The 22,267-nt window shown below is 43.4% G+C and carries 23 protein-coding genes; 7 read left to right on the forward strand and 16 right to left on the reverse strand.

Features of this window, described 5'->3' with window-relative positions; all coding sequences use genetic code 11:
- Window positions 1–312 precede the first annotated feature (312 nt).
- Window positions 313–1,944: a Na/Pi cotransporter family protein gene (locus tag P8P68_RS05360; RefSeq protein ID WP_084944032.1), complete on the forward strand. Its 1,632-nt coding sequence runs from the start codon at window positions 313–315 to the stop codon at window positions 1,942–1,944.
- A 94-nt stretch (window positions 1,945–2,038) separates the two neighbouring features.
- Here P8P68_RS05360 and P8P68_RS05365 read toward each other — a convergent pair whose 3' ends face one another.
- The 12 genes from P8P68_RS05365 to P8P68_RS05420 all read right to left on the reverse strand — a co-directional run bounded on the left by P8P68_RS05365 (window position 2,039) and on the right by P8P68_RS05420 (window position 9,697).
- Window positions 2,039–2,335: an enterocin immunity protein gene (locus tag P8P68_RS05365; RefSeq protein WP_033583388.1), complete on the reverse strand. Its 297-nt coding sequence runs from the start codon at window positions 2,333–2,335 to the stop codon at window positions 2,039–2,041.
- A gap of 20 nt (window positions 2,336–2,355) precedes the next feature.
- Complete coding sequence (gene pepA / locus P8P68_RS05370) at window positions 2,356–3,420, reverse strand: glutamyl aminopeptidase (RefSeq protein ID WP_084944033.1); 1,065 nt, start codon at window positions 3,418–3,420, stop codon at window positions 2,356–2,358.
- Between the two features lie 101 nt (window positions 3,421–3,521).
- Entirely contained in the window at window positions 3,522–3,773 is a 252-nt protein-coding gene (yidD, locus tag P8P68_RS05375; RefSeq protein WP_000821620.1) for a membrane protein insertion efficiency factor YidD, read from the reverse strand.
- Window positions 3,773–4,495: a pseudouridine synthase gene (locus tag P8P68_RS05380; RefSeq protein WP_278275724.1), complete on the reverse strand. Its 723-nt coding sequence runs from the start codon at window positions 4,493–4,495 to the stop codon at window positions 3,773–3,775. The genes yidD and P8P68_RS05380 overlap by 1 nt, the downstream gene beginning before the upstream one ends.
- The gene (gene scpB, locus P8P68_RS05385) at window positions 4,482–5,051 is read right to left on the reverse strand and encodes an SMC-Scp complex subunit ScpB (protein ID WP_278275725.1); all 570 of its coding nucleotides are present in this window, start codon (window positions 5,049–5,051) and stop codon (window positions 4,482–4,484) included. Before scpB ends, P8P68_RS05380 begins: the two co-directional genes overlap by 14 nt.
- Before the next feature lie 18 nt (window positions 5,052–5,069).
- Window positions 5,070–5,798: a segregation/condensation protein A gene (locus tag P8P68_RS05390; protein ID WP_278275726.1), complete on the reverse strand. Its 729-nt coding sequence runs from the start codon at window positions 5,796–5,798 to the stop codon at window positions 5,070–5,072.
- A complete protein-coding gene (xerD, locus tag P8P68_RS05395) occupies window positions 5,798–6,532 on the reverse strand; it encodes a site-specific tyrosine recombinase XerD (RefSeq protein ID WP_278275727.1) in 735 nt (244 codons plus the stop codon). Before xerD ends, P8P68_RS05390 begins: the two co-directional genes overlap by 1 nt.
- Window positions 6,529–6,990 carry a cyclic-di-AMP-binding protein CbpB gene (cbpB, locus tag P8P68_RS05400; RefSeq protein ID WP_000560696.1) on the reverse strand — a complete coding sequence of 154 codons (462 nt, stop codon included), beginning with the start codon at window positions 6,988–6,990 and terminating at the stop codon, window positions 6,529–6,531. The genes xerD and cbpB overlap by 4 nt, the downstream gene beginning before the upstream one ends.
- Window positions 6,987–7,508 (reverse strand): metallophosphoesterase, encoded by a 522-nt coding sequence (locus P8P68_RS05405; protein WP_278275728.1) that lies wholly within the window; start codon window positions 7,506–7,508, stop codon window positions 6,987–6,989. The genes cbpB and P8P68_RS05405 overlap by 4 nt, the downstream gene beginning before the upstream one ends.
- Complete coding sequence (locus tag P8P68_RS05410; RefSeq protein ID WP_278275729.1) at window positions 7,484–8,455, reverse strand: nucleoside-triphosphate diphosphatase; 972 nt, start codon at window positions 8,453–8,455, stop codon at window positions 7,484–7,486. Before P8P68_RS05410 ends, P8P68_RS05405 begins: the two co-directional genes overlap by 25 nt.
- On the reverse strand, window positions 8,452–9,246 hold the full coding sequence (gene racE, locus P8P68_RS05415; protein ID WP_084877437.1) for a glutamate racemase: 795 nt from the start codon (window positions 9,244–9,246) through the stop codon (window positions 8,452–8,454). The genes P8P68_RS05410 and racE overlap by 4 nt, the downstream gene beginning before the upstream one ends.
- A gap of 205 nt (window positions 9,247–9,451) precedes the next feature.
- On the reverse strand, window positions 9,452–9,697 hold the full coding sequence (locus P8P68_RS05420) for a YneF family protein (RefSeq protein ID WP_000364980.1): 246 nt from the start codon (window positions 9,695–9,697) through the stop codon (window positions 9,452–9,454).
- Between the two features lie 323 nt (window positions 9,698–10,020).
- On the opposite strand from P8P68_RS05420, the gene P8P68_RS05425 reads away from it, so the two are divergent.
- Window positions 10,021–15,084: an SIALI-17 repeat-containing surface protein gene (locus P8P68_RS05425; protein ID WP_278275730.1), complete on the forward strand. Its 5,064-nt coding sequence runs from the start codon at window positions 10,021–10,023 to the stop codon at window positions 15,082–15,084.
- A 69-nt stretch (window positions 15,085–15,153) separates the two neighbouring features.
- Here the strand turns inward: P8P68_RS05425 and mraY are convergent, their stop codons facing one another.
- From mraY to rsmH, 4 genes are read right to left on the reverse strand one after another with little or no spacing between them, the layout of a single operon-like run.
- Entirely contained in the window at window positions 15,154–16,134 is a 981-nt protein-coding gene (gene mraY / locus P8P68_RS05430) for a phospho-N-acetylmuramoyl-pentapeptide-transferase (RefSeq protein WP_278275731.1), read from the reverse strand.
- A 1-nt stretch (window position 16,135) separates the two neighbouring features.
- Window positions 16,136–18,391, reverse strand: a complete 2,256-nt coding sequence (gene pbp2X / locus P8P68_RS05435) for a penicillin-binding protein PBP2X (protein ID WP_278275732.1) — start codon at window positions 18,389–18,391, stop codon at window positions 16,136–16,138.
- Window positions 18,392–18,394: 3 nt separating this feature from the next.
- The gene (ftsL, locus tag P8P68_RS05440; RefSeq protein WP_278275733.1) at window positions 18,395–18,712 is read right to left on the reverse strand and encodes a cell division protein FtsL; all 318 of its coding nucleotides are present in this window, start codon (window positions 18,710–18,712) and stop codon (window positions 18,395–18,397) included.
- Between the two features lie 10 nt (window positions 18,713–18,722).
- Window positions 18,723–19,673, reverse strand: a complete 951-nt coding sequence (gene rsmH / locus P8P68_RS05445; RefSeq protein ID WP_000159388.1) for a 16S rRNA (cytosine(1402)-N(4))-methyltransferase RsmH — start codon at window positions 19,671–19,673, stop codon at window positions 18,723–18,725.
- 162 nt (window positions 19,674–19,835) lie between these two features.
- Here rsmH and P8P68_RS05450 point away from each other — a divergent pair, with 162 nt between their 5' ends.
- From P8P68_RS05450 to P8P68_RS05470, 5 genes are read left to right on the forward strand one after another with little or no spacing between them, the layout of a single operon-like run.
- Window positions 19,836–20,030 carry a helix-turn-helix transcriptional regulator gene (locus P8P68_RS05450; protein ID WP_001082470.1) on the forward strand — a complete coding sequence of 65 codons (195 nt, stop codon included), beginning with the start codon at window positions 19,836–19,838 and terminating at the stop codon, window positions 20,028–20,030.
- Window positions 20,031–20,045: 15 nt separating this feature from the next.
- Entirely contained in the window at window positions 20,046–20,588 is a 543-nt protein-coding gene (locus P8P68_RS05455) for a DUF3278 domain-containing protein (protein ID WP_278275734.1), read from the forward strand.
- Window positions 20,589–20,598: 10 nt separating this feature from the next.
- Entirely contained in the window at window positions 20,599–20,940 is a 342-nt protein-coding gene (locus P8P68_RS05460; RefSeq protein WP_278275735.1) for a hypothetical protein, read from the forward strand.
- A gap of 12 nt (window positions 20,941–20,952) precedes the next feature.
- Window positions 20,953–21,531 carry a DUF3278 domain-containing protein gene (locus P8P68_RS05465; protein ID WP_278275736.1) on the forward strand — a complete coding sequence of 193 codons (579 nt, stop codon included), beginning with the start codon at window positions 20,953–20,955 and terminating at the stop codon, window positions 21,529–21,531.
- The gene (locus tag P8P68_RS05470) at window positions 21,528–22,004 is read left to right on the forward strand and encodes a glutathione peroxidase (protein WP_000203035.1); all 477 of its coding nucleotides are present in this window, start codon (window positions 21,528–21,530) and stop codon (window positions 22,002–22,004) included. Before P8P68_RS05465 ends, P8P68_RS05470 begins: the two co-directional genes overlap by 4 nt.
- Window positions 22,005–22,267 lie beyond the last annotated feature (263 nt).

The raw sequence follows: 22,267 nt of genomic DNA on the forward strand, positions 1-22,267 counted from the left end.
TAAAGTAAGCGCTTCACTTTTTGATAAAAAGTAACTGTTCTCAGTGTACACCACCAGAACAGGATCATCTTCATTTTATCCTATATGAAAGCGATGTCAATCTATTTAACATAAAAACTATAACTAGGATAATAATCAGTAAAATTTGGACACAATCCTATAAATCATCTATCTTAAAGGGAAACTATCTCTCATTTTAAAAGAAAGTTCTTGTTTCTTATGGAAATTTCAGCTAAACACTTGTGAGATTTACTTTTATCCTTTAAAATAGAATAGGAGAAATTCCGTTATTATTTTTCGGAGGAAAAAGAAATGTCCATTAATTGGCAGGAAATTTTATTTCACTTTTTAGGTGGTCTGGGACTATTTTTATATAGTATCAAGACCATGGGAGACGGTTTGCAACAAGCTGCTGGAGATCGCCTTCGTTTTTACATTGACAAATATACTAGCAATCCCTTCTTCGGTGTGCTGGTTGGTATCGGTATGACGGCGCTGATTCAATCAAGTTCTGGTGTTACAGTCATTACAGTGGGACTTGTCAGTGCAGGACTTTTGACCTTGCGTCAGGCTATCGGTATTGTCATGGGTGCCAATATTGGAACCACCGTTACATCCTTTATCATCGGTTTTAAGCTAGGAGATTACGCCTTACCTATGCTCTTTATCGGAGCGGTTTGTCTCTTCTTCACCAAGAATCGCTCCATCAATAACATCGGACGGATTATCTTTGGTGTAGGAGGTATCTTCTTCGCTCTCAATCTTATGAGCGGTGCAATGGAACCCCTAAAAGACCTGCAAGTCTTTAGAGACTACATGGTTGAACTAAGTAAGAGTCCTATTCTAGGTGTCTTTGTCGGAACTGGACTGACCCTACTCATTCAAGCTTCATCCGCAACTATCGGTATCTTACAGAACTTATACGCAAGTGGTTTGATTGACCTGCAAGGTGCTCTACCGGTCTTGTTTGGTGATAATATCGGAACGACCATTACAGCCATCATTGCTTCTCTTGGAGCCAATATCGCTGCCAAACGTGTTGCTGGTGCCCACGTTGCCTTTAACGTGATTGGTACGGTTATCTGTATTGTCCTCCTTGTTCCTTTCACTGGCTTGATTCAATGGTTTGAATCTGCACTCAATCTAGCTCCAGAAATGACCATCGCCTTTGCACACGGGACCTTTAATATTACAAATACCATTATCCAGTTCCCATTCATCGGTGCCTTAGCTTACCTTGTGACCAAGATCATTCCTGGTGAAGATGAAGTTGTTAAATACGAGGCTCTCTACTTGGATGAACAACTCATCAAACAGGCGCCTTCTATCGCTCTAGGAAATGCTAAAAAAGAACTTTTGCACTTAGGGAACTATGCAGCCAAAGCTTTTGACCTTTCTTATACCTATATCATCAGTTTGGATGAAAAGGTAGCTGAAAAAGGGCACAAGACAGAGGAAGCCATCAACACCATCGATGAAAAACTCACTCGTTACCTCATCAGACTCTCAAGCGAATCCTTGAGTCAAAAGGAAAGTGAAATTTTAACCAATATTCTTGACTCATCACGTGATTTGGAACGGATTGGAGACCACGCAGAAGGGTTAATCAACCTAACAGACTATCTCCAACGCAAGAATGTTCAGTTCTCTGAGGCCGCTTTGAAAGAGCTAGCTGAGATTTATCACGCTACCACTGAGTTCATCAAGGATGCCCTTGATAGTGTGGAAAACAATGATATTGAAAAAGCTCAGAGTCTGATTGAACGCCATAAAGAAATCAACAATATGGAACGCGTTCTCAGAAAGACCCACATCAAACGCCTTAACAAGGGTGAGTGTTCTACACAAGCCGGAGTCAACTTTATCGACATCATTTCCCACTACACTCGTGTATCTGACCACGCCATGAACCTTGCTGAAAAGGTCATCGCTGAACAAATTTAATTGGTAAGAATCCACCTTAATTTAGGTGGTTTTTTGTCTCCTAGTCAAGAATATTTTTTCTAACGTAAAAAAAATGCTTTGATTCACAATGGAATCAAAGCATTTTAAATAGCTCTCCAAACATGATAGCAGAAACTGCAGTGCCTCTATACTTGGCTTCTTCTCTTTTGATAAAGCGCGCCAAGTTGATCAATTCAGGTGCCGGGTGTTTGGGATTGATGAGCAATTCACGAGTGACCAGTCCTGAGAGTCGCACTGCTAGTAATTGCTCATTTGTAGTAGGTAGTTTTTTAGCAGTCTCTAGGAGAGCAGCAACTAAATCTTCACTCAAGCCCTGACGGGCATGGTTATAGAGATCTTTTATAAGGCTTTCTAGGTTTGGTTCTGCCATCCTGACCACCTCCCTTATGTTTAATAATTTTTAATCAAATTAACCGTTGAGCGGTCCAATTTTTTCACCAAGGCTTGCAAGAAAGCTTGAGCTTCTAGGAAGTCATCCATCGCGTAGAGAGTTTGGTGAGAATGGATATAACGAGCGCAGACACCGATAGTTGTAGATGGAACACCTCCATTTTTCAGGTGAGCTGCTCCAGCATCCGTTCCGCCTTTTCCACAGTAGTATTGATACTTGATACCAGCTTCTTCAGCCGTTGTCAAAAGGAAATCCTTCATACCTGGGAGAAGCAAGTGACCTGGATCGTAGAAGCGAATCAAGGTTCCGTCCCCAATCTTACCTTGGCCACCATAAACATCACCAGCAGGTGAACAGTCAACTGCCAGAAAGACTTCTGGGTCAAACTTAGTTGTGGAAGTATGAGCCCCACGGAGACCAACCTCTTCTTGGACGTTAGAGCCAAGATAGAGTTCATTTCCGAGTTTTTGACCTGATAAAGCTTCAGCTAGCTCGCTTACCATGAGGACACCGTAGCGATTGTCCCAAGCTTTTGAGATGATATTTTTTTCATTGGCTGTCAAGATAGCGGAACTATCAGGGACAATGGTGTCACCTGGACGGATGCCAAAACTTTCTGCTTCAGCCTTATCCGCAAACCCACCATCAAAAATGATATCAGAGATAGCTGGCATGGTTGGGCCACCTGTTCCACGTGTCAAATGTGGCGGAACAGAACCTGAAATCACAGGAATTTCACGACCATCACGAGTAAAGAGTTTAAAGCGTTGGCTGCTGACTACCATTGGATTCCAACCACCGATTTCAACGACACGGAAGGTCCCATCTGGCTTAATCTCGCTGACCATAAAACCAACTTCATCCATATGAGAAGCGACCAAAACACGGGGTGCATCGGCAGCTTCTGAATGTTTGATACCAAAAATACCACCCAATCCATCTGTCACCACTTCGTCCACATGCGGTGTCAACTTTTCACGAAGATAGGTCCGGACAGGTGCCTCATGACCTGAGATTGCAGGGATTTCTGTTACTTCTTTGATTTTTGAAAATAATGTTGTCATATCAGTTCCTTCTTTCTGTCCTCCATTTTACCACTTTTTATAGGAGAAGGATAGTGGAAATCTTAATCTTCCAACTTCCTTTCTAGAGTAAACAAAAAGAATCAGGCTGATTCTTTTTGTTTATGATTTCGTTTGAGTGAAAAGTGGTCTGGCACAGGATCTTTGCCTATTTTCGACCAAGGATGACAACGCAAAATCCGAGCCAAGCCCATCAAGACACCCTTGAAGCCATGTTTTTCAATAGCTTGAATCATGTAGTTGGAACAAGTAGGCTCAAAACGACAAGAGGGTGGAAAGGCTGGTGAGATAAAACGTTGGTAAAAGCGTACTGGCGCTATTAAGATTCGTTTCATTATTTCTTGGTTACAGCCATGGTGTGTAGTTGGCTGATTTCTTTTTTGTTAAGGCGACGAGATTCTCCCGGACGAAGGCCTGTCAAGTCTAGGTGTCCAAAACGTGTCCGTGACAACTTGTCCACTTGGAGGCCGACAGCTTCAAACATCTTTTTAACCTGATGGTTACGTCCTTCATGGATGGTCAACTGCACTACTGAGCGATTTTTTACTGGATCCACTTTGAGAATCTCATAGACAGCTGGCTTGGTTTTCTTGCCCTCAATCTCCACTCCACGCGTCAAAGGGCGGAGATTATCCTTATTGGCCACACCTTTAACACGCGCGACATAAACCTTGTCAATCTCATTACGAGGGTGAATCATTTCATCCGTAAAATCCCCATCATTGGTCAAAATCAAGACACCGGATGTATCCCAGTCCAAACGTCCAACTGGGTAAATACGTTCTTTGACATTGGGCAAGAGATCCACAACCGTCTTGCGACCCTTGTCATCTGTCACACTGGAAATCACACCGCGTGGTTTGTTAAGCAGATAGTAGACCTTTTCTTCGTTGTAGATAGGTTGACCTTCAACTTCGACCTTGTCACCAGACTTGATGGTCGTTGCGAGTTCACGCACCACTTGGCCGTTGACCGTCACCAAGCCTTGCTTGATCAACTCTTCTGCTTTTCTCCTACTGGCCACACCTGCGTGGGCAATATATTTATTGATTCTCATCTTCTTCTATCCTTTCACCAAATAATTGGCTTTCTTGGGCTTGAATCTCAAGCTCATCAATCACTGGCAGTTCTTCCAAATGATTGATCCCCATGTAATCTAGGAAATAATCCGTAGTCACATAGAGGTTAGGGCGACCCAACACTTCTTTTTTCCCGTCTTCTCGTATCAAATCAAATGCCTGCAACTTTGCCAAAGCTCCACTCGAATTGACCCCACGGATAGCATCAATTTCAATTCGGGTAATCGGCTGCTTGTAGGCAATGATGGACAAGGTCTCAAGGCCAGCCCGAGACAGACTCTGGTTAATGGGCGCCTTGGAGTATTCCTTCAAAATCGCTGCAAATTGAGGCTTGGTCACCAATCTGTATGCTCCCGCTGTCTCAATCAGGGACAAGCTCGAATCCTGGTCTTTTTCATACTTTTGGGCTAATTTTTCTAAACTCTGCTGGATGCCTGTCGGGGGAAGTGAGAGGAGTTCAGCCAACTGACGGACTCGAATCCCATCTTCACCTGCTACAAACAAGAGCGCTTCTATTTCTGCTAAAGTACTCATCTTTCCTCTCTATCAAGTCTAGCTTTGGGCAACTTGACTTTCTTCCTTCTTTTCCATGAGATAGATATCTCCGAAACTCTCCTCTTGAACGAGGATCAGTTCCTGGGTTTTGATTAACTCTAAGGTCGCCAAAAAGAGGGTAATGATCTCTTGGACATTCTGGGCTTCCTTGAACAAATCCTGCAAACGCAACTGGTCTCGTCCAGTCAAGGACTCTTTTACAATGCCCATCATGTCCTCAATCTTATACTCATCCCGCAAGATAGTCGTGTGATTCTGAGCGAACTCCTCTTCTTTCTTGGCTAGGATATTTGAAAAAGCCAAAAAGAGGTCAATGGTCGTCCTATCATGCACAAGCTCCGCATCTTCGTAGATCAACTCTGTCGGCGCTTTGGAATAGTACTGGGCCCGATCTTGGTGCTTAGCCTCCAAGTGCTCACCCAAGAGCTTGAACTTGCGGTATTCTTCGATTTGGGAGAGGAGATCCTGCTCCAGGTCATCCTCCAAATCAGCCACTTCTGCCACCTTTGGAAGAAGTTTGCGGCTCTTTATCAGCATGAGCTGACTGGCCATGACCATATACTCACCCGTCACTTCCAGACGCATAGCCTGTAGAGTTGAGACATAGGCTAGATACTGTTCGATGACTTCCGTAATGGGCACATCGTAAATATCCATCTGATACTTTGAGACTAGGTGCAAGAGCAAGTCCAGCGGCCCTTCAAAATCTTTTAATTTAATATCCATTATCTATATTTTTCTAAGGTCAGAACTGTTTTTAATCCTAATTTTTTTGCAATTTCGTACAAATCGACCTTGTTTTCTATTTGTCTTAGAATGAACTGTTCCCGCAAGGCTTGGGCTGATAAGGCTGGGAAACCTTTCTCCTTGACAAAGGACTCCAGCTGACGAAAGGCCCACTGACGAGAATAGGCTTTCCCTCCCCTTTCAAAGAGATAGGTCTGTCCCATCAAGGGTTCTAGCTCTGGAATCAAGGTCGTGGGTACGGTGACAATCCTCTGTTGGGAAGCCTTGTTAATTCGCAACACCTGAAAATCAAGATTGATATCTGCAACCTTAAGGGCTAAAATCTCGCTTGGCAAGAGCCCTATTTCCAAGATAAGAAGCGCCAGCAAGCGTCCTTCTGGATAATTACTTTCCTGCCAAAAAGAGTCTAGGTCTAGAATCTCTGGTTTTTCAGTTTTCTTTTCAGCTTGTTTGGTTAATTCCAGACGGTAAAAACTGTCCACCTCTCCTATTTGATAGAGAAAGTAGAGAAATTGGTTACAGGCCGAAAGTTTTCGCTTCTGGGCACTGATTTTTAGATTGGCCAGCTGGCCTTGGTAAATCTTGAGACTAGTCTCAGAGATCCGCTCACCTACAATGTCTAAAAATTGCTCCAGATCATACTTATAGGATTGCTTAGAATTGGCAGACAAACCCTGCTTTCCCTCTAAAAAGTCTGAAATGCTATCTCTCATTTGCATCGAATCTCATATTCCTTACTAAAGTCATGTAAGAGGGCATTAACGGCCTTTAGGATGGACTTGCGCGTGATGATTCCTTGAAAAATTCCTTCATCATCTACCACTGGCAAGAAAGGTTCATCCACCAGTTTATGGAGGACTTCAGTGATGTTATAGTCTGGAGCGACGACTGCCACATCTGTCTTGGTCATATTGACGATGTCTGTCGTTGCCATCTGCTCATCCGTCAAACCTTGCTCCATTTGATAAGCCAAAATGTCTCTCAGCCCAATGGTTCCGACAAAGCGTTTGTCAAAGGTCACAACTGGGATACGGGTATAGGTGATTTGGCTCAGCACCAAAATTGCATGGTCAGCGTTATGGGTATCAATCAAGGCTGCTAGATTCTCAGCAGGGGTAAGAAAAGTCTCTTCCTGCTCCAATAAAAATGCTTCAAATTCCTTGGCAATCATCGAGCAAACTCCTTGGACAAGCCTGGATAAACCTCATGGTCACGTGTCAAAAAGTCTACTTTAAAATAGCTGTCATCAATCTCCACTCGAGCATAGAGACATTCTCTGATAGTCCCTCGTGGTTGGCTGATGGAGCCTGGATTTAAAAAGAGCGTCTTTCCTTCCATCCAAGCACTTGGCACATGTAAGTGGCCATAGAGACAGATATCTGCTTCTTCTTCCTGAGCCCAGTAGTCCAACTTATGAAAGTTGAAATTGATATCAAACAAATGTCCGTGAGTCTGGATGATCTTGGTCGGACCAAGTTGAGTCACCAAACGTTCTGGATAGCTCGCATAAAAGTCCATGTTGCCTTTGACGACATGGATGCCCTCCCAGAGCGGAGAATCAGGACGGAGTTCAGAGTCACCATCGTGAAAAATGGCATCGACTTTCCCCAGATAGCGGTCACGGATTTCTTCCACAATCAAGCTATCTCCGTGGGAATCACTCATTACAATGATGGTTTGCTTTGCCATGATGGAAATACCTCCAAAAGTTTCTTAACGGCTAAGGCACGGTGGGATTGGCTATTTTTTTCTTCCAGGGTTAGCTCTGCTGAGGATTTACCTGTCTCTCCTACAAGGAAGAGGGGATCATAACCAAAGCCATTTTCACCCTTGGGTTCAAAGTTAATGTATCCTGGCCAGTCAGCTTCAACAACCAAGCTTTCCTTGTTTGGACTAGCTACGACTAGGGTTGTATGGAATTGAGCTGAGCGGTCCTTGAGTTCAAAGACCATGGCCAATTCGTGCAAGAGTTTGGCATTGTTTTCTCGGTCAGTAGCTCCCACACCTGCGAAACGGGCTGACCAGACTCCTGGTAAACCGCCGAGGACATCGACTTTGAGACCTGAGTCATCTGCTAGAACCATCTTGCCTGTTAATTGGGAAATGGTTTCGGCCTTAAGTCTAGCATTTTCTTCAAAGGTCATGCCTGTTTCTGCTACTTCAGGCAGGTCAGGATAGTCATTGAGATTTTCCACATCATAGCCTAGTTTGTCAAAGATAGCTCGGAATTCCTTGGTCTTGCCTTCGTTTCGAGTCGCAATCAACAAGGTTTCTCTAACCTTGCTAGTTTCAAAGAAGTCTTGAACATTGACCCCTTCTTTAGGCAATTCTATATGCAGAAGTTGCCCATTTTCTACCAAGAGTAGGGCTCCCTGACGTTGGATGACTTCCAAGTTACGTCCTGCTTCTGCATTTAAAATCTCGACGATAAAAGAGAGCAGACGGAAGTTAGAAGACCAGCGCATCACCGTTATCGTAATTGGAAAGCCATTTTCCTCATCACGAAAAATCCGCGCCAAATCCATAAAATCAAGATCAAGCGGATCTTTGATGAGACTGTAGATGCCTCCATAGACGTCCCAGACACCGACATACCAGTCCTGGTCGTCCTTGTATTCATAAATTTTATTTGTCATAATGTTACATGCTCCACATGAATCTCTTTTTCCAGCCATTCTGCTCCAATTTGAGCAAAACTTTGGCTGCTGGCTGTTGTGTAAAATCGGTGCTGAAGCGGGTTAGCATCTCGGCTACGATTGATTTCAAAATAGTTAAGCAAAACCGAGATATCCCGTACACACTCTGCTCCACTATCGATGAGTTTTACATCTGGTCCCATGACATTTTGGATGATGGGGCGAAGGAGCGGATAATGGGTACAACCCAGAATCAAGCTATCCACCTTGCCGACCAAGGGACGCAGGGTTTCATAAACCACTTTCTTGGTTACACTAGTTGATAAGGCACCAGATTCAACCAAGGGGGCAAACTTGGGACAGGCCAAACTTTCCACCTGTAAGTCTGGATCCAAATCATGAATTTTCTGACGATAGATGTCTGATTGTACCGTCATGGGAGTTCCAATCACTCCGATTTTCCCGCCTTGACTGGACTTGATGGCTGCCGAAGCTCCTGGCAAAATCACACCTAGGACGGGAATGTCTAGTTGAGCCTTGATTTCTTCCCAGACGACCGCAGTCGCAGTATTACAAGCAATGACAATCATCTTGACATCCTTGGTCAAGAGAAAGTTGACCAACTGCCAAGTATATTCACGAATTTGCTCAGCAGGACGAGGACCATAAGGCGCCCGTGCCGAATCTCCAATATAGACGATTTCTTCATGGGGAAGCTGGCGCATGAGCTCACGAACAACAGTCAAGCCCCCGACACCCGAATCCAAAAAACCAATCGGTCGATTATCCATACAGTCTTCTTTCTAGTCTTTTTTCTGATTGATAGTTCATCATAATTACTCGTCCTAAATGAACGGATAGACAGCTTGATAGAATGGAAACTGCCTCTCTCTTAATCATAATCAAATATCAATAGAATGCAAGGAAAAAGTCTTATCCTTGAGAACTATTGAACATAGTGAGAAGTCTGGAACTTTCATCCCAGACTTTTCCTATTTATTTCTTTTTATTGTTAGCAAGGGCTGCTTTTTGTTGGCGGATGATTTGGTGGTAAACTTGTTGTACCTTGGCTTCGCTTGGTTTTTGACCATTTGCGCTCAAAAGAGCACGAACTGCCTCAGCGTTCAAACGTGGGTTGTCCGCAAATTCTTTTTCGATTTGCTTACGAACCAAGTACATCCCTCCAAGAGCTCCTCCTAGAAAAGCTAGCACAATCAAGATAATTGCTAAAAGTAAATCCATTCTTTTTCTCCTGTTTCTTTTTGAGTCTTCTATATTATACCATAAAGTGACTTTCCTGACTAGTTTGTTTTACGCTTTCAAGAGAGGGTTAAGCCAATTCTAAGCTAGTCTTACAATCAGATTGAACTATGAAATTACGAATAATTCCACCCTTTCCTCTCTTTCTTCTACTATTTTAAGAAAAAGCAATATCAAATATGTTTTTCACCAAAAACCTCTTGACAAATGCTAGATGACCAGTAGAATGGGAGGTAAATAGAAACAAAAATATAGGGATTTGTCTTACAAAATGTAAACGGTTCCAAATACTAAAGGAGATTTCTATGGACAAAAGATTTTGGGAGAAATCCTGTCGCTATAGCATCCGCAAACTAACGGTTGGGACTGCTTCTGTTTTGCTGGGGGCTGTTTTTCTAGTCAACCACACTGTAGCCGCAGACAGTGTTGAGGTTAAGCAAACTGAAGCAACCTCTGTCGAAGCTATCACTAAGCCTGATAGTGAGCCCAAAGCAGCTGAAGCCACTGAAACTACAAATCCGTCTCTAGCCGAAAGTCCAGTAGTTTCCGAAAGCAAGCCAGCTGAGAAGACTCAGACGACAAATAGTCAAGCTAGTGAAGAAGCCATTGTAGAAGCTAAAGAAAATAAGGAACCTGAAAAAGCAGATCAGCCGGTGACAAAGCAAGAAAACTATCAACTCAACTACGATCAGCCAACAGCTCCCTCCTATGATGGATGGGAAAAACAAGCCCTCCCTGTCGGAAATGGAGAAATGGGAGCCAAGGTTTTCGGACTCATTGGGGAAGAGAGAATCCAGTACAACGAAAAGACCCTCTGGTCAGGAGGACCACAACCCGATAGCACCGACTATAACGGAGGAAACTACAAGGATCGCTACAAGGTCTTAGCAGAGATACGTAAAGCCCTCGAAGCTGGTGACCGCCAAAAAGCAAAACAGCTAGCTGAACAAAATCTAGTTGGACCAAACAACACCCAGTATGGACGTTACCTAGCCTTTGGTGATATCTTCATGGTCTTTAATAACCAGAAGAAAGGACTAGATACTGTAACTGATTATCACCGTAATCTGGATATCACAGAAGCCACTACGACCACTTCTTACACCCAAGATGGGACGACCTTCAAACGCGAAACCTTCTCCAGCTATCCTGATGATGTCACTGTGACCCACTTGACCAAAAAAGGAAACAAGACACTTGACTTTACCCTTTGGAACAGTTTGACAGAAGACTTGCTTGCTAATGGCAACTACTCTTGGGAATATTCCAACTATAAGAATGGTCATGTCACTACAGATGCAAACGGAATCCTTCTAAAGGGAACTGTTAAAGATAACGGCCTCCAATTTGCATCCTATTTAGGAATTAAAACGGATGGAACAGTTACTGTTCAGAATGAGACACTAACCGTTACAGGCGCAAGTTATGCGACCCTCTATCTCAGTGCTAAGACTAACTTTGCTCAGAATCCAAAAACCAACTATCGAAAAGACATTGACCTCGAAAAAACAGTTAAAGGTATTGTCGAAGCAGCTAAGGCCAAAGACTACGAAACACTTAAAAAGGCCCATATCAAGGACTATCAAAGTCTCTTTAACCGCGTTAAACTAAATCTAGGCGGAAACAAGACTGCTCAAACGACTAAAGAGGCCCTTCAAGGCTATAACCCAGAAAAAGGGCAAAAATTGGAAGAACTCTTCTTCCAATACGGCCGATATCTACTCATCAGTTCGTCTCGTGATCGGACAGATGCCCTTCCTGCCAACCTACAAGGAGTCTGGAATGCTGTAGACAATCCACCTTGGAACGCTGACTACCACCTCAATGTCAATTTGCAAATGAACTATTGGCCAGCCTACATGAACAACCTGGCTGAAACAGCCAAGCCAATGATCAATTACATTGACGACATGCGCTACTATGGTCGTATTGCTGCCAAAGAATATGCTGGTATCGAATCCAAAGACGGACAAGAAAATGGTTGGCTGGTCCACACCCAGGCGACACCATTTGGCTGGACTACTCCAGGTTGGAATTACTATTGGGGTTGGTCTCCAGCAGCCAACGCTTGGATGATGCAGAATGTCTATGACTACTATAAATTCACCAAGGATGAGACCTATCTCAAAGAAAAGATTTATCCAATGCTCAAGGAAACAGCTAAGTTCTGGAATTCCTTCTTGCACTATGACCAGGCCAGTGACCGTTGGGTGTCTTCTCCATCCTACTCACCAGAACACGGAACCATCACTATCGGAAACACCTTTGACCAATCGCTAGTCTGGCAGCTATTCCACGACTACATGGAAGTCGCTAGACATCTGAATGTCGACCAAGACTTAGTTACAGAGATTAAGGCTAAATTTGACAAACTCAAACCACTTCACATCAACAAAGAGGGACGCATCAAGGAATGGTACGAGGAGGACAGTCCCCAATTCACCAATGAAGGGATTGAAAATCAACACCGCCACGTTTCCCATCTAGTTGGTCTCTTCCCAGGTACGCTCTTTAGCAAGGACCAAGCTGAATACCTAGAGGCTGCGCGTGCAACCCTCAACCACCGTGGAGATGGTGGTACTGGTTGGTCTAAGGCCAATAAAATCAACCTCTGGGCTCGTCTGCTGGACGGTAACCGTGCCCATCGCTTACTCGCTGAACAGCTCAAGTATTCAACCCTAGAAAACCTTTGGGATACCCACGCGCCTTTCCAAATCGATGGCAACTTCGGAGCAACCAGTGGGATGGCAGAAATGCTCCTTCAATCACACACTGGCTATATTGCACCATTGCCAGCCCTTCCTGATGCTTGGAAAGACGGTCAAGTTTCTGGATTAGTTGCCCGTGGTAACTTTGAAGTCAGCATGAAATGGAAAGATAAGAACTTGCAAAGCTTGTCCTTCCTTTCAAATGTCGGTGGAGACCTGGTTGTAGATTATCCAAATATCGAAGCTAGCCAAATCATGGTCAATGGCAAACCAGTCAAGGCAACGATCCTTAAAGATAATCGTATCCAGCTTGCAACGCAAAAAGGTGACGTCATTACCTTTGAACATTTTCCTGGTCGTGTAACCAGCCTGACAGCCGTTCGACAAAATGGAGTCACTGCCGAACTCACCTTCAACCAAGTAGAAGGCGCTACCCACTATGTCATCCAAAGACAAGTAAAAGACGAATCTGGCCAAACCTCTGCAACTAGAGAATTTGTAACCAATCAAACCCACTTTATCGACCGATCACTAAATCCTCAACTCGCCTATACTTATACCGTCAAGGCGATGCTGGGCGAAGTTTCCACACAAGTTTCTGAACAGGCCACTGTCGAAACCTATAGCGAGTTGATGGACGACCGAGATAGCCGCATCCAGTACGGAGCTGCCTTTGGAAACTGGGCAGACTCAGAATTATTTGGAGGAACAGAGAAATTTGCTGACCTTTCAAAAGGAGACTACACAGACGAAGATCTCACTGCTACCATTCCTTTCACTGGCGTTGGTATCGAAATCTATGGACTGAAATCGTCTGAACTAGGTCTTGCCACTGCTAAAATTGATGGCAAAGAAGTCGGGGAGCTTGACTTCCATACTGCTGGAGCAACTGAAAAAGGTAGTCTCATTGGTCGCTTCGCAGGACTATCTGACGGACCTCACACATTGACTCTTAGTGTTAAACGTGAGCACAAAGGACGTGGTAGTGAGCGCTCGAAAATTTCATTAGACTACTTCAAGATCCTAGCAGGAACAGGCAATACGATTGAAAAAATAGATGATCGCGATTCGCGCATCCAGTATGGTGCCCAGTTTAAGGACTGGTCTGACCCTGAACTCTACGGAGGTACGGAAAAATACGCTGATATTAACAACAGCGACTCTAGTGCAGCTTCAGAAGCTCAGGCAACTATTTCCTTTACAGGGACGGGTATTCGTATCTTTGGCTTAAAGAGCCTCGCTCTTGGACGAGCACGTGTTACACTAGATGGCAAAGAAATGCCAAGTCTAGACTTCTACACTTCAGGTGCAACTGAAAAGAGAGCTTTTATTGGCGAATTTACAAATCTCACTGACGGTCCGCATACCCTGACATTACAAGTTGATCCAGATTCGCCAGAAGGTCGCAAGAAAATCTCTCTAGACTCCTTTGATATCATCAAAGCTCCTGCTGTTGGTATAGATAGCCCGAGCATTGCGCCTCTTAAGGAAAATGACAAAACCATTTCCTTAAGCCTACCAGCTGGAGATTGGGAAGCCATCGCAGTGACCTTCCCAGGAGTCAAAGATCCTCTAGTTTTGCGTAAGGTGGATGAAACGCATCTGGTTACCAGTGGGGATCAGACTATCCTATCAATCCAAGACAATCAAGTTCAAATCCCAATCCCTGACGAAACCAATCGCAAAGCTGGAAATGCCATTGAAGCTTATACCATTCAAGGAAATACCACAAGCAGCCCTATCGTAGCCGTCTTTACTAAAAAGGATGAAAAGAAAGTTGATGAGAAGCAACCAACTACAAGCAAGGGAGAGGAACCAGCTCCTACTGTTGAAATTCCTGAATACACTAAACCTATCGGGACTGCAGGGCAAGAAGTGCCACCCACTGTAGAAAAGCCTGAATACACCGAACCTATCGGAACGGCGGGGCAAGAAGAGTCTCCTACTGTAGAAAAGCCTGAATACACCGAACCTATCGGAACGGCAGGGAAAGAGGAAGCCCCTACTGTTGAAAAACCTGAGTACACCGAGCCTTTCGGAACTCAGGGAGATCAGGCCGCTCCAACCCTTACTCTTCCTGATTATCCAGTTCGAGTCTTAAAAGATAAGGAAACTGGAGTGGAAATTATTGGTGGAGTCAGTGACCTAGAAGGAATTTCTCATATCTCTAGCCGACGTGTCCTAGCTCAGGAACTCTTTGGCAAGACCTATGATGCTTACGACCTACAACTTAAAAATCCAACAGATCATAGCTTGCAGCCAAAAGGCTCTGTCTTGGTTCGCTTGCCTATTTCAGCTAGCGTAGAAAAGGTCTATTATATTACTCCGACCAAGGAGTTGCAAGCCCTTGATTTCGATGTTCGAGAAGGAAAGGCAGAATTCATCACTAGTCATTTCAGTACCTATGCTGTCGTCTATCAAGCTGCTGGAACAGCCCCTAGTACAGATGAAAAACCAAGTACTTCAGATGCAGAAACCTTGGCACACGAGGCTGAACAACCTTCAACTAGTCCTAGCCTTGCAAAAGCTGGAAATCATTCTCCTAAAGAAGAGCTGCCAGCAACAGGAGAAGCATCCAACCCACTCCTCTTCTTAGCAGGCCTCAGCCTAGCCCTTACAGCCACTTTTATGTTAAAAGGAAGAAAGGATGACTCCAACTAACCTTTAAGCACACAAAAACAGGATGAAGTTGTTCTTCATCCTGTTTTATTTTTTTATCAAAGGTTATTTTTACAGCAGGTATAAAAAGGCTAAGGTCAAGAGACTTGCTAGAAGCCCAACTCCCCAAAAGAAGAAGTCAACCTTCCACTCGCTCCAAGGATTGCCCTTACCTGAGAATCCTCCAAGTTCAAAATGGTGATGAACAGGCGTCATACGGAAAATACGCTTTCCACCACTAAGTTTGAAGTAGGTAACCTGCATCATAACAGAGCTTGTCTCAAAGACATAGATAATCCCAATCAACAAAAGGGTCCATTCTTGGTGGAGGGCCATAGAGATTGCTGCTAGCATCCCACCAAGAGCCAAACTTCCTACATCTCCCATGAAGACCTTGGCAGGTTTGTGGTTAAAGACGAAGAAACCTAGCAAACCACCAATCATGGCAAGAATCACAAGAAGAATATCCAATTGATTTTGCATATAAGCAATCACACCGTAGGCCGATAAGCTAATCACCACGGAAATACTCGCTAAGCCATCAATCCCGTCAGTCAGATTCACCGCATTGGAAAAACCAACTAGCCAGAAAAGGGCAAAGAAAATATAGAAAAAACCCAAATGAACTTGGTAGCCAAAAACTGAAAGCATATCGCCACCACGCTCATAAAAGAGGTAGAAAATCACTCCTCCAAGGAGCTGGAGAGCAAGCTTTTGCTTAGGATTCAAGCCTTCGTTGATCTTACGAAAGACCTTGAGGAAATCATCCAGAAAACCTACCAAACCATACAACACCAAGATAAACAAAATCATGCCGACATTGTTGGTCAATTGTTGGGTAAAGAGAGCAATAAGAAAGCTCACAACTACTGCAACGATCAGGAAGACAAGACCTCCCATGGTTGGAGTCCCAGCTTTAGCTTGGTGTTGCTTGACATCCTCGTGCATCTGCTGTCCCGTAATCTGTGCTTTTCGATAAAATCGGATAAAGGCTGGAATACCTATCAAGGTCAATAGAAAGGCTAGAACTCCAGCACTAATGGAACTAATCATCTTAATCTCCTAAAGTTATTTTCATTTTTTTAAGGTCTTTGAGGGCCGTATTGGCACGGACACTTTGTTTCTTGACTGTCTTACCGCTACCTTCCCACTCGACTTCTATATTGAGCCATTTGGCCAATGTTTGCACATTTTCATCTGTCCAGCCATACATATCAGGCATTTCTTCGACCTTATCAGACAAAATCAAGATCTGCTGATTGGCTTCCAAATTATCTCCTTCAGAAACCGAGAGATCCTTAATCTTGGTTCCTGTTCCGATAACAATTGGTTGGACCAGGTTACGACGCAATTCCTCTGCTAGGTCACCCGGAGTAAAGTCCTTGGTAGCTGGCATAGCATAGCTTGTCGTCTTGCTGACCTGATCCAAGCTCTTGGCAGTTGACTGAAGATTGAGGGATTCTTTCATGGCAGAAGCTCGCTCAAGGATTGGGTTGGCAAACTCCCCAAGCTGAACACCCGAATAATGCTCTGGCTGTTGCACCGTTACATAGAGGATAAAGTCAGGATTTTCTGCAGGATGCATCGACACAACTGAGAAGATATAGTTGGTTTCACCTGTCAGATAGCCCCCATTCTTCTCATCGGCAATCTGAGCAGTCCCTGATTTCAGGGCAACATTCTGTCCCGGAACATTGACATTTGGCTTTCCTGTGCTGTGGTTGTACATGGTACCGTAGACAGGATCTGTTCCGACCATGACCATGTGCTCCCGAGTAGAGGACGCTGCTACTTTTGACACAGGATTTCCGACAATTTCCTTTTGAGACTTACGAACAGACTGGTCATTTGGATCATAGAGGGCACTGATAAATTTCGGCTCCAACATAACCCCATCGTTGGCAATAGCTGTAAAAGCACGTAGCATCTGGGTCTGCGTTACAGAAATCCCCTGACCAAATGCACTCATGGCAATATCGACAATATTATCTGCAGGCAATTGACCTGAATACTCATCAGTCAGACCAAAACGCGTCGGCACCCCAAACTTAAAGCGATTGAGATAATCCAACCAAGTAGCATCTCCCATTTTTTGTTCAAGCAAGGTCATTCCGACATTACTTGAGAGGGCAAAACCTTGGGAGAAGGTCATGGTGCCACCACTCGTCAAACCTGCATTGACGTCCCAGTCTCGAATGGTCGCATCAGCTATTTTCAATTCACTACTGTTAAAGTATTCGCCACCAGGGAAGGTATTGTTGTCAATAGCCGAAGCCAACATCATCACCTTCATGGTCGATCCTGGCTCATAGTTACTTTGATAGAGGATATCACGCCAGACAAAGTCTTTTGTGATGCCATCCTTGGTATCGGCATTGAAGGTCGGCCGTTGGGTCGTAGCCAGGATTTCCCCTGTTTTAGCGCTAATCAAGGTAGCCGTCATATACTTGCCTTTTACTTTTTCCTGGAAGGCATCCATCTGGGTTTCCATAAAGGATTGTAAGGGACTAGAAAGGGTTGTGTACACATCCTTTCCATCTACCATGTGTTGGGAAGCCTGCTCCGTACCCGGAACAATATTTCCCAGACGATCCTTCTCATAGGTAATGATCCCATCTGTACCCGCCAGAATGCTATTTAAGGAACTCTCCAGTCCAGATGTCCCAATCAAACGTTTGGTGCCATCCTCATTTTCATGGAGTTGCGCTAAACCGATAAAGGAAGAAGCAAACTGTCCATTGGGATAACTACGGTTAGGGCTAGTTGTAAAGTCAACTCCCTCAACGCCAGCAGTTTTGAGGTCATTTTTAATAGCCATCATATTGGCATAGGTGATCCCATTTCCCTTAGCTCCAAAAGATACCTGTTTTAGATCTGGCTGAGAAAGCTGTTCTTTGACATAAGACTCCTCCATATCCAGATACTTATGGAAAATTTCAGCTACCTTATTAAATTGAGAATCTTCTACATAGAGAATTTTGCCTGTTGCTGACTTGTAGTTCTTGTCAATAACCGCATATATATTATAAGAAGTAGCATCCTCTGCAATAGGCGTTCCATTACGATCGTATATAGTCCCTCGTTTTGCAGGAATCGTCTTGGTTGTTTGGTGAACCTTTTTGGCCTCTTGAACCAAATCCTTCCCAAATTTACTACCCGTTCCGATAATGACCGCAAAGTTGACCAAAAAGACAGCGAAGAGTATGACAGCCAATAAACTCAGGCTTTTCCCTACTCTTCGGCGGTTTTCTTCTGGAGATTTACGGTTACGAACGGCATAACGGATGATTTTTTCTTTCCACTGTTTCATTTCTTACTCCGTTGCTCGGATATTTTCGTTATTCAGCTGCAAATCCTTGGAGTTTGCAATCTCTTTCAAACGTTCTGAACGAATCAATTCATTGACCTCTTGCTTGGCATCGTCTAGCTCGATTTTCTTTTCTTCGATTTGAGCATTGACCTTGGTCAATTCATTCTGAACTTGTAGTAGCTTGGTCTGCATAAACACAACGCTAATTGCCAGGATAATCATTGTTGCAGCAATCGAAACATAGAAGGCCTTTTCCACACGTGAAAAACCTTTGAACTTCGTTTGCAATAACTGGCTTGTTTTTTCGATTCTTTCTGCCATGTTTTTCCTCTTACTTATGAATTTTTCTGGCCACGCGCAACTTGGCTGAATGCGAACGATTGTTGGCTTCTAGCTCTTCGGCACTTGGCAAGATTGGCTTGCGGGATACCAATTCCATCTTAGGCTTAAGGTCATCTGGAATGAAGGGCAAGCCTTTGGGAACTTCCACTGTTGAAGCTTCTTTGAATAATTGCTTGGTCAAGCGATCTTCCAGAGAATGGAAGGTAATGACCGAGATTCTACCATCCAAAGCCAGCATGTCCATGGCCTGCTGGATAGATTCATCTGCAGCGCCCAGCTCATCATTGACTTCGATTCGGATAGCCTGAAAAATCTGCTTGGCAGGGTGCCCCTTTTTCTTGAGCTCCTTGGCAGGCTTGGCTGACTTGATAATCTCTGCCAACTCCGTCGTTGTCTCAATGGGTTTCACCTCACGCGCTTGCTCAATCTTACGAGCTATCTGTTTAGAAAACTTATCCTCACCATACTTGAAAAAGATCCGAACCAAGTCATGATAGTCATAATGATTGACCACCTCATAGGCCGTCAGACTAGCTTCCTGATTCATCCGCATATCCAGTGGCGCATCCTTTTTATAAGAAAAGCCACGTTCACGCTGATCTAGCTGAGGACTGGACACTCCCAAGTCATAACAAATTCCATCAATTTCCTGGACACCAGCCTCCTGCAAACGTGCCTGCAAATGACGGAAGTTATCCTTGATAAAGGTTACCATCCCCTTTTCGATATAGGGTGCCAACCGTTTTTGCGCATTGTCAATAGCATTCTGATCCTGGTCAAAGGCATAGAGATGTCCTTTTTCGCTCAATTTACTTAATAAATATTCGCTATGGCCTGCTCCGCCCAAAGTCGCATCAACGTAGATACCGTCAGGTTTTACGTCAAGCATATCAATCGTTTCATGAAGCAAGACCGTTACATGATGAAATTCTTTTGTCATATCTTATCTATTTTACCACAAATCTGACCAGCTTGCACTTGTCAGACAAGGCTAAGTTTCTTCGAAAAAAATTCTCAAAAATATGTCATATATACTTGACATCCCATCCCCAAAAGAATATAATATAGTCAAATATATACGACATATCAGAAAGGAGACCCTATGAATCGTGTGAAAGAATTCCGCAAGGAACTGGGCATTTCTCAGCTCGAGCTCGCCAAAGATATCGGTGTCTCGAGACAGACCATCAACATGATTGAAAATGACAAGTACAATCCAACCCTAGAACTCTGTCTCAACCTCGCCCGCAGCCTCCAAACTGACCTCAATAGCCTCTTTTGGGAAGACGATTTTTAAAAAAGGAGCAAACAAATGAAAAAAGAAACTCTCACTGAAAAACTCATCAAACGCACATACGGCATTTCTGGCCCCCTTGACGAACACAAACGGCGCGAGGCCGATCGTATCGGGAATCAGGTCTTTATCGTTCTCTTTTATCTGATGACATTTGGCAATCTTATCCCGCTCGTTCTTGCCTATAAATACCCGCAAATTGTCGCTATCGGCTATCCTCTCGTGGTGTTTGGTATTTCGATGGTAGCTGCCCTCTATGTGGTCTCCCAAACCAAGAAAACAGGCATCACAGCCATTGATCCCGAAATGCTGAGTCAAAAAGAAAGCAAACAGCTACATTTTCCTGGTCTAAGAGCCGGTCTGATCTATGGCATAGCGATATTTTTTATAATGCCATTCATCGATACTCTAACAAGTGAAAATACAAATTTCATCAGTTCTCTTCTGAATTCAAAACATCTTTTAAAAACTATACTGGGAGCGTTCTTTTTTGGACTGATGATGCAAATTATCGTCTCTCTTCGCATTCAAAAGGCCAAGAAAGACCATGAAGACGACTAGGAGGTGTCTTATGCAATCACTAGCTAGACTACTGATCAGTCATGTTTTTATCAGTATCTTTGTTACCTTTTTCCTACTTTCTGGACATATTGAGCATCCTTTCTTGATTATCTTTCTTTTATTCCTTCCTGTATTGAACAAGGGACAGAGATTCCAGAAAATCCAATCAAAAAAAATACGTCTTCTAAACGCATTTCTCTGTTTTATCCTCGTATCCTTTCCACAACTTTTAACAAATCCTATGGATTGGAGATACCTGGTATTTCTAATAATCTGTATCATTTTTAGTTTGGTTTACTTCTATACTCTCTATCAACTCTTTAAAGAAATCAATCAAAAATCGCTCATTTAGGAGGTTACTCCCATGAAAAAAGAAGATTTCACCACTCGCTTACTCAAACTATTCTTTCACATACAAGGGCCTTTTGATGAATGCCGTCAAGAGATGATTTACAAGGCTTGTGCCCGTTTCTTGATCCAAATCATTTACTCCTCCCTCCTACTCTTCTTGTTCTATCTCCTATTTGGACGCTTCATAGAGTTGGTTCGAGATGCCATGCCCTACCTCTATTTTGGACTTATCTTCGTCCTCTCATCTAGGGCGAGACTAGCAGTTCGCAACTTACATTTAGACAAGGATGACCCGTCCGAAATCCATCACAAAAGCTACAGCAAAAGCCAAATCAACCTTCGTAGTTGGGGTGTATTTTTCGGTATTCTAATTGGTTTATTTACTTTGCTATGTTTCCATAAACTCTATGTCCAACAAATTCCTCTTTCTATTTTTTTAGAAAAACTTTTTCAAACAGATATCCTTATCCCTTTACTGGTATTTGGTTTGAGTATTGCTGCTATCTTTGGAACTATGGTTAATGCATTTCTATCACTACAGGAGGAAAAAACTCCTAACAATCGCAATCCTAAGGAGAAAATAAATCAATGACCTCATTATACGATTTCTCAGTCTTGAACCAAGATGATCAAGAAACATCACTTGAAAGCTATCGTGGTAAGATGCTCTTGATTGTCAACACTGCTACCGGATGTGGGTTAACGCCCCAGTACCAGGGACTTCAAGAACTCTATGAACGCTATCAAGATCAGGGCTTTGAAATCCTAGATTTCCCTTGCAATCAGTTTATGGGACAAGCACCCGGCAGCGCAGAGGAAATCAATAGTTTCTGCAGCCTACACTATCAGACTACTTTTCCTCGCTTTGCCAAGATCAAGGTCAACGGCAAGGAGGCAGATCCTCTTTATGTTTGGCTAAAAGACCAGAAGTCTGGCCCGCTAGGAAAACGAATCGAATGGAATTTTGCTAAGTTTCTCATTGGTCGAGATGGGCAAGTCCTTGAGCGCTTCTCTTCCAAAACAGACCCCCAAACCATCCAAGAGTCTCTCAAAAAAATACTCTAATTTCTTTTCAAAACGTATCCTTTCATTTAGTTTGAGCCCTGAAAGGATGCGTTTTTTCTTTAAAAAGTAACTGATTTTCTTTAATTTATATTTATTTTTTTGCTTTTTGCTATTGCAATTCTTTCATTAATTTAGTATATTTGTTATATTAAAAGTTTTCAGTCATTTTAAGGGAGAAATGACCTTTTAAATTTTTTTACCTTAAAATGAAAGCGCTTTATAAACAGGAGGTAAGGTGGCTTACAAATTATCAGAGAGTTTTT

The sequence above is a fragment of the Streptococcus sp. D7B5 genome (assembly GCF_029691405.1).
Taxonomy (GTDB): domain Bacteria; phylum Bacillota; class Bacilli; order Lactobacillales; family Streptococcaceae; genus Streptococcus.

Bases quoted from the DNA above. Each gene is read 5' to 3' on its own strand.
- P8P68_RS05360 (WP_084944032.1), top strand. From the start codon at position 313: ATGTCCATTAATTGGCAGGAAATTTTATTTCACTTTTTAGGTGGTCTG.
- P8P68_RS05365 (WP_033583388.1), bottom strand. From the start codon at position 2,335: ATGGCAGAACCAAACCTAGAAAGCCTTATAAAAGATCTCTATAACCAT.
- pepA (WP_084944033.1), bottom strand. From the start codon at position 3,420: ATGACAACATTATTTTCAAAAATCAAAGAAGTAACAGAAATCCCTGCA.
- yidD (WP_000821620.1), bottom strand. From the start codon at position 3,773: ATGAAACGAATCTTAATAGCGCCAGTACGCTTTTACCAACGTTTTATC.
- P8P68_RS05380 (WP_278275724.1), bottom strand. From the start codon at position 4,495: ATGAGAATCAATAAATATATTGCCCACGCAGGTGTGGCCAGTAGGAGA.
- scpB (WP_278275725.1), bottom strand. From the start codon at position 5,051: ATGAGTACTTTAGCAGAAATAGAAGCGCTCTTGTTTGTAGCAGGTGAA.
- P8P68_RS05390 (WP_278275726.1), bottom strand. From the start codon at position 5,798: ATGGATATTAAATTAAAAGATTTTGAAGGGCCGCTGGACTTGCTCTTG.
- xerD (WP_278275727.1), bottom strand. From the start codon at position 6,532: ATGAGAGATAGCATTTCAGACTTTTTAGAGGGAAAGCAGGGTTTGTCT.
- cbpB (WP_000560696.1), bottom strand. From the start codon at position 6,990: ATGATTGCCAAGGAATTTGAAGCATTTTTATTGGAGCAGGAAGAGACT.
- P8P68_RS05405 (WP_278275728.1), bottom strand. From the start codon at position 7,508: ATGGCAAAGCAAACCATCATTGTAATGAGTGATTCCCACGGAGATAGC.
- P8P68_RS05410 (WP_278275729.1), bottom strand. From the start codon at position 8,455: ATGACAAATAAAATTTATGAATACAAGGACGACCAGGACTGGTATGTC.
- racE (WP_084877437.1), bottom strand. From the start codon at position 9,246: ATGGATAATCGACCGATTGGTTTTTTGGATTCGGGTGTCGGGGGCTTG.
- P8P68_RS05420 (WP_000364980.1), bottom strand. From the start codon at position 9,697: ATGGATTTACTTTTAGCAATTATCTTGATTGTGCTAGCTTTTCTAGGA.
- P8P68_RS05425 (WP_278275730.1), top strand. From the start codon at position 10,021: ATGGACAAAAGATTTTGGGAGAAATCCTGTCGCTATAGCATCCGCAAA.
- mraY (WP_278275731.1), bottom strand. From the start codon at position 16,134: ATGATTAGTTCCATTAGTGCTGGAGTTCTAGCCTTTCTATTGACCTTG.
- pbp2X (WP_278275732.1), bottom strand. From the start codon at position 18,391: ATGAAACAGTGGAAAGAAAAAATCATCCGTTATGCCGTTCGTAACCGT.
- ftsL (WP_278275733.1), bottom strand. From the start codon at position 18,712: ATGGCAGAAAGAATCGAAAAAACAAGCCAGTTATTGCAAACGAAGTTC.
- rsmH (WP_000159388.1), bottom strand. From the start codon at position 19,673: ATGACAAAAGAATTTCATCATGTAACGGTCTTGCTTCATGAAACGATT.
- P8P68_RS05450 (WP_001082470.1), top strand. From the start codon at position 19,836: ATGAATCGTGTGAAAGAATTCCGCAAGGAACTGGGCATTTCTCAGCTC.
- P8P68_RS05455 (WP_278275734.1), top strand. From the start codon at position 20,046: ATGAAAAAAGAAACTCTCACTGAAAAACTCATCAAACGCACATACGGC.
- P8P68_RS05460 (WP_278275735.1), top strand. From the start codon at position 20,599: ATGCAATCACTAGCTAGACTACTGATCAGTCATGTTTTTATCAGTATC.
- P8P68_RS05465 (WP_278275736.1), top strand. From the start codon at position 20,953: ATGAAAAAAGAAGATTTCACCACTCGCTTACTCAAACTATTCTTTCAC.
- P8P68_RS05470 (WP_000203035.1), top strand. From the start codon at position 21,528: ATGACCTCATTATACGATTTCTCAGTCTTGAACCAAGATGATCAAGAA.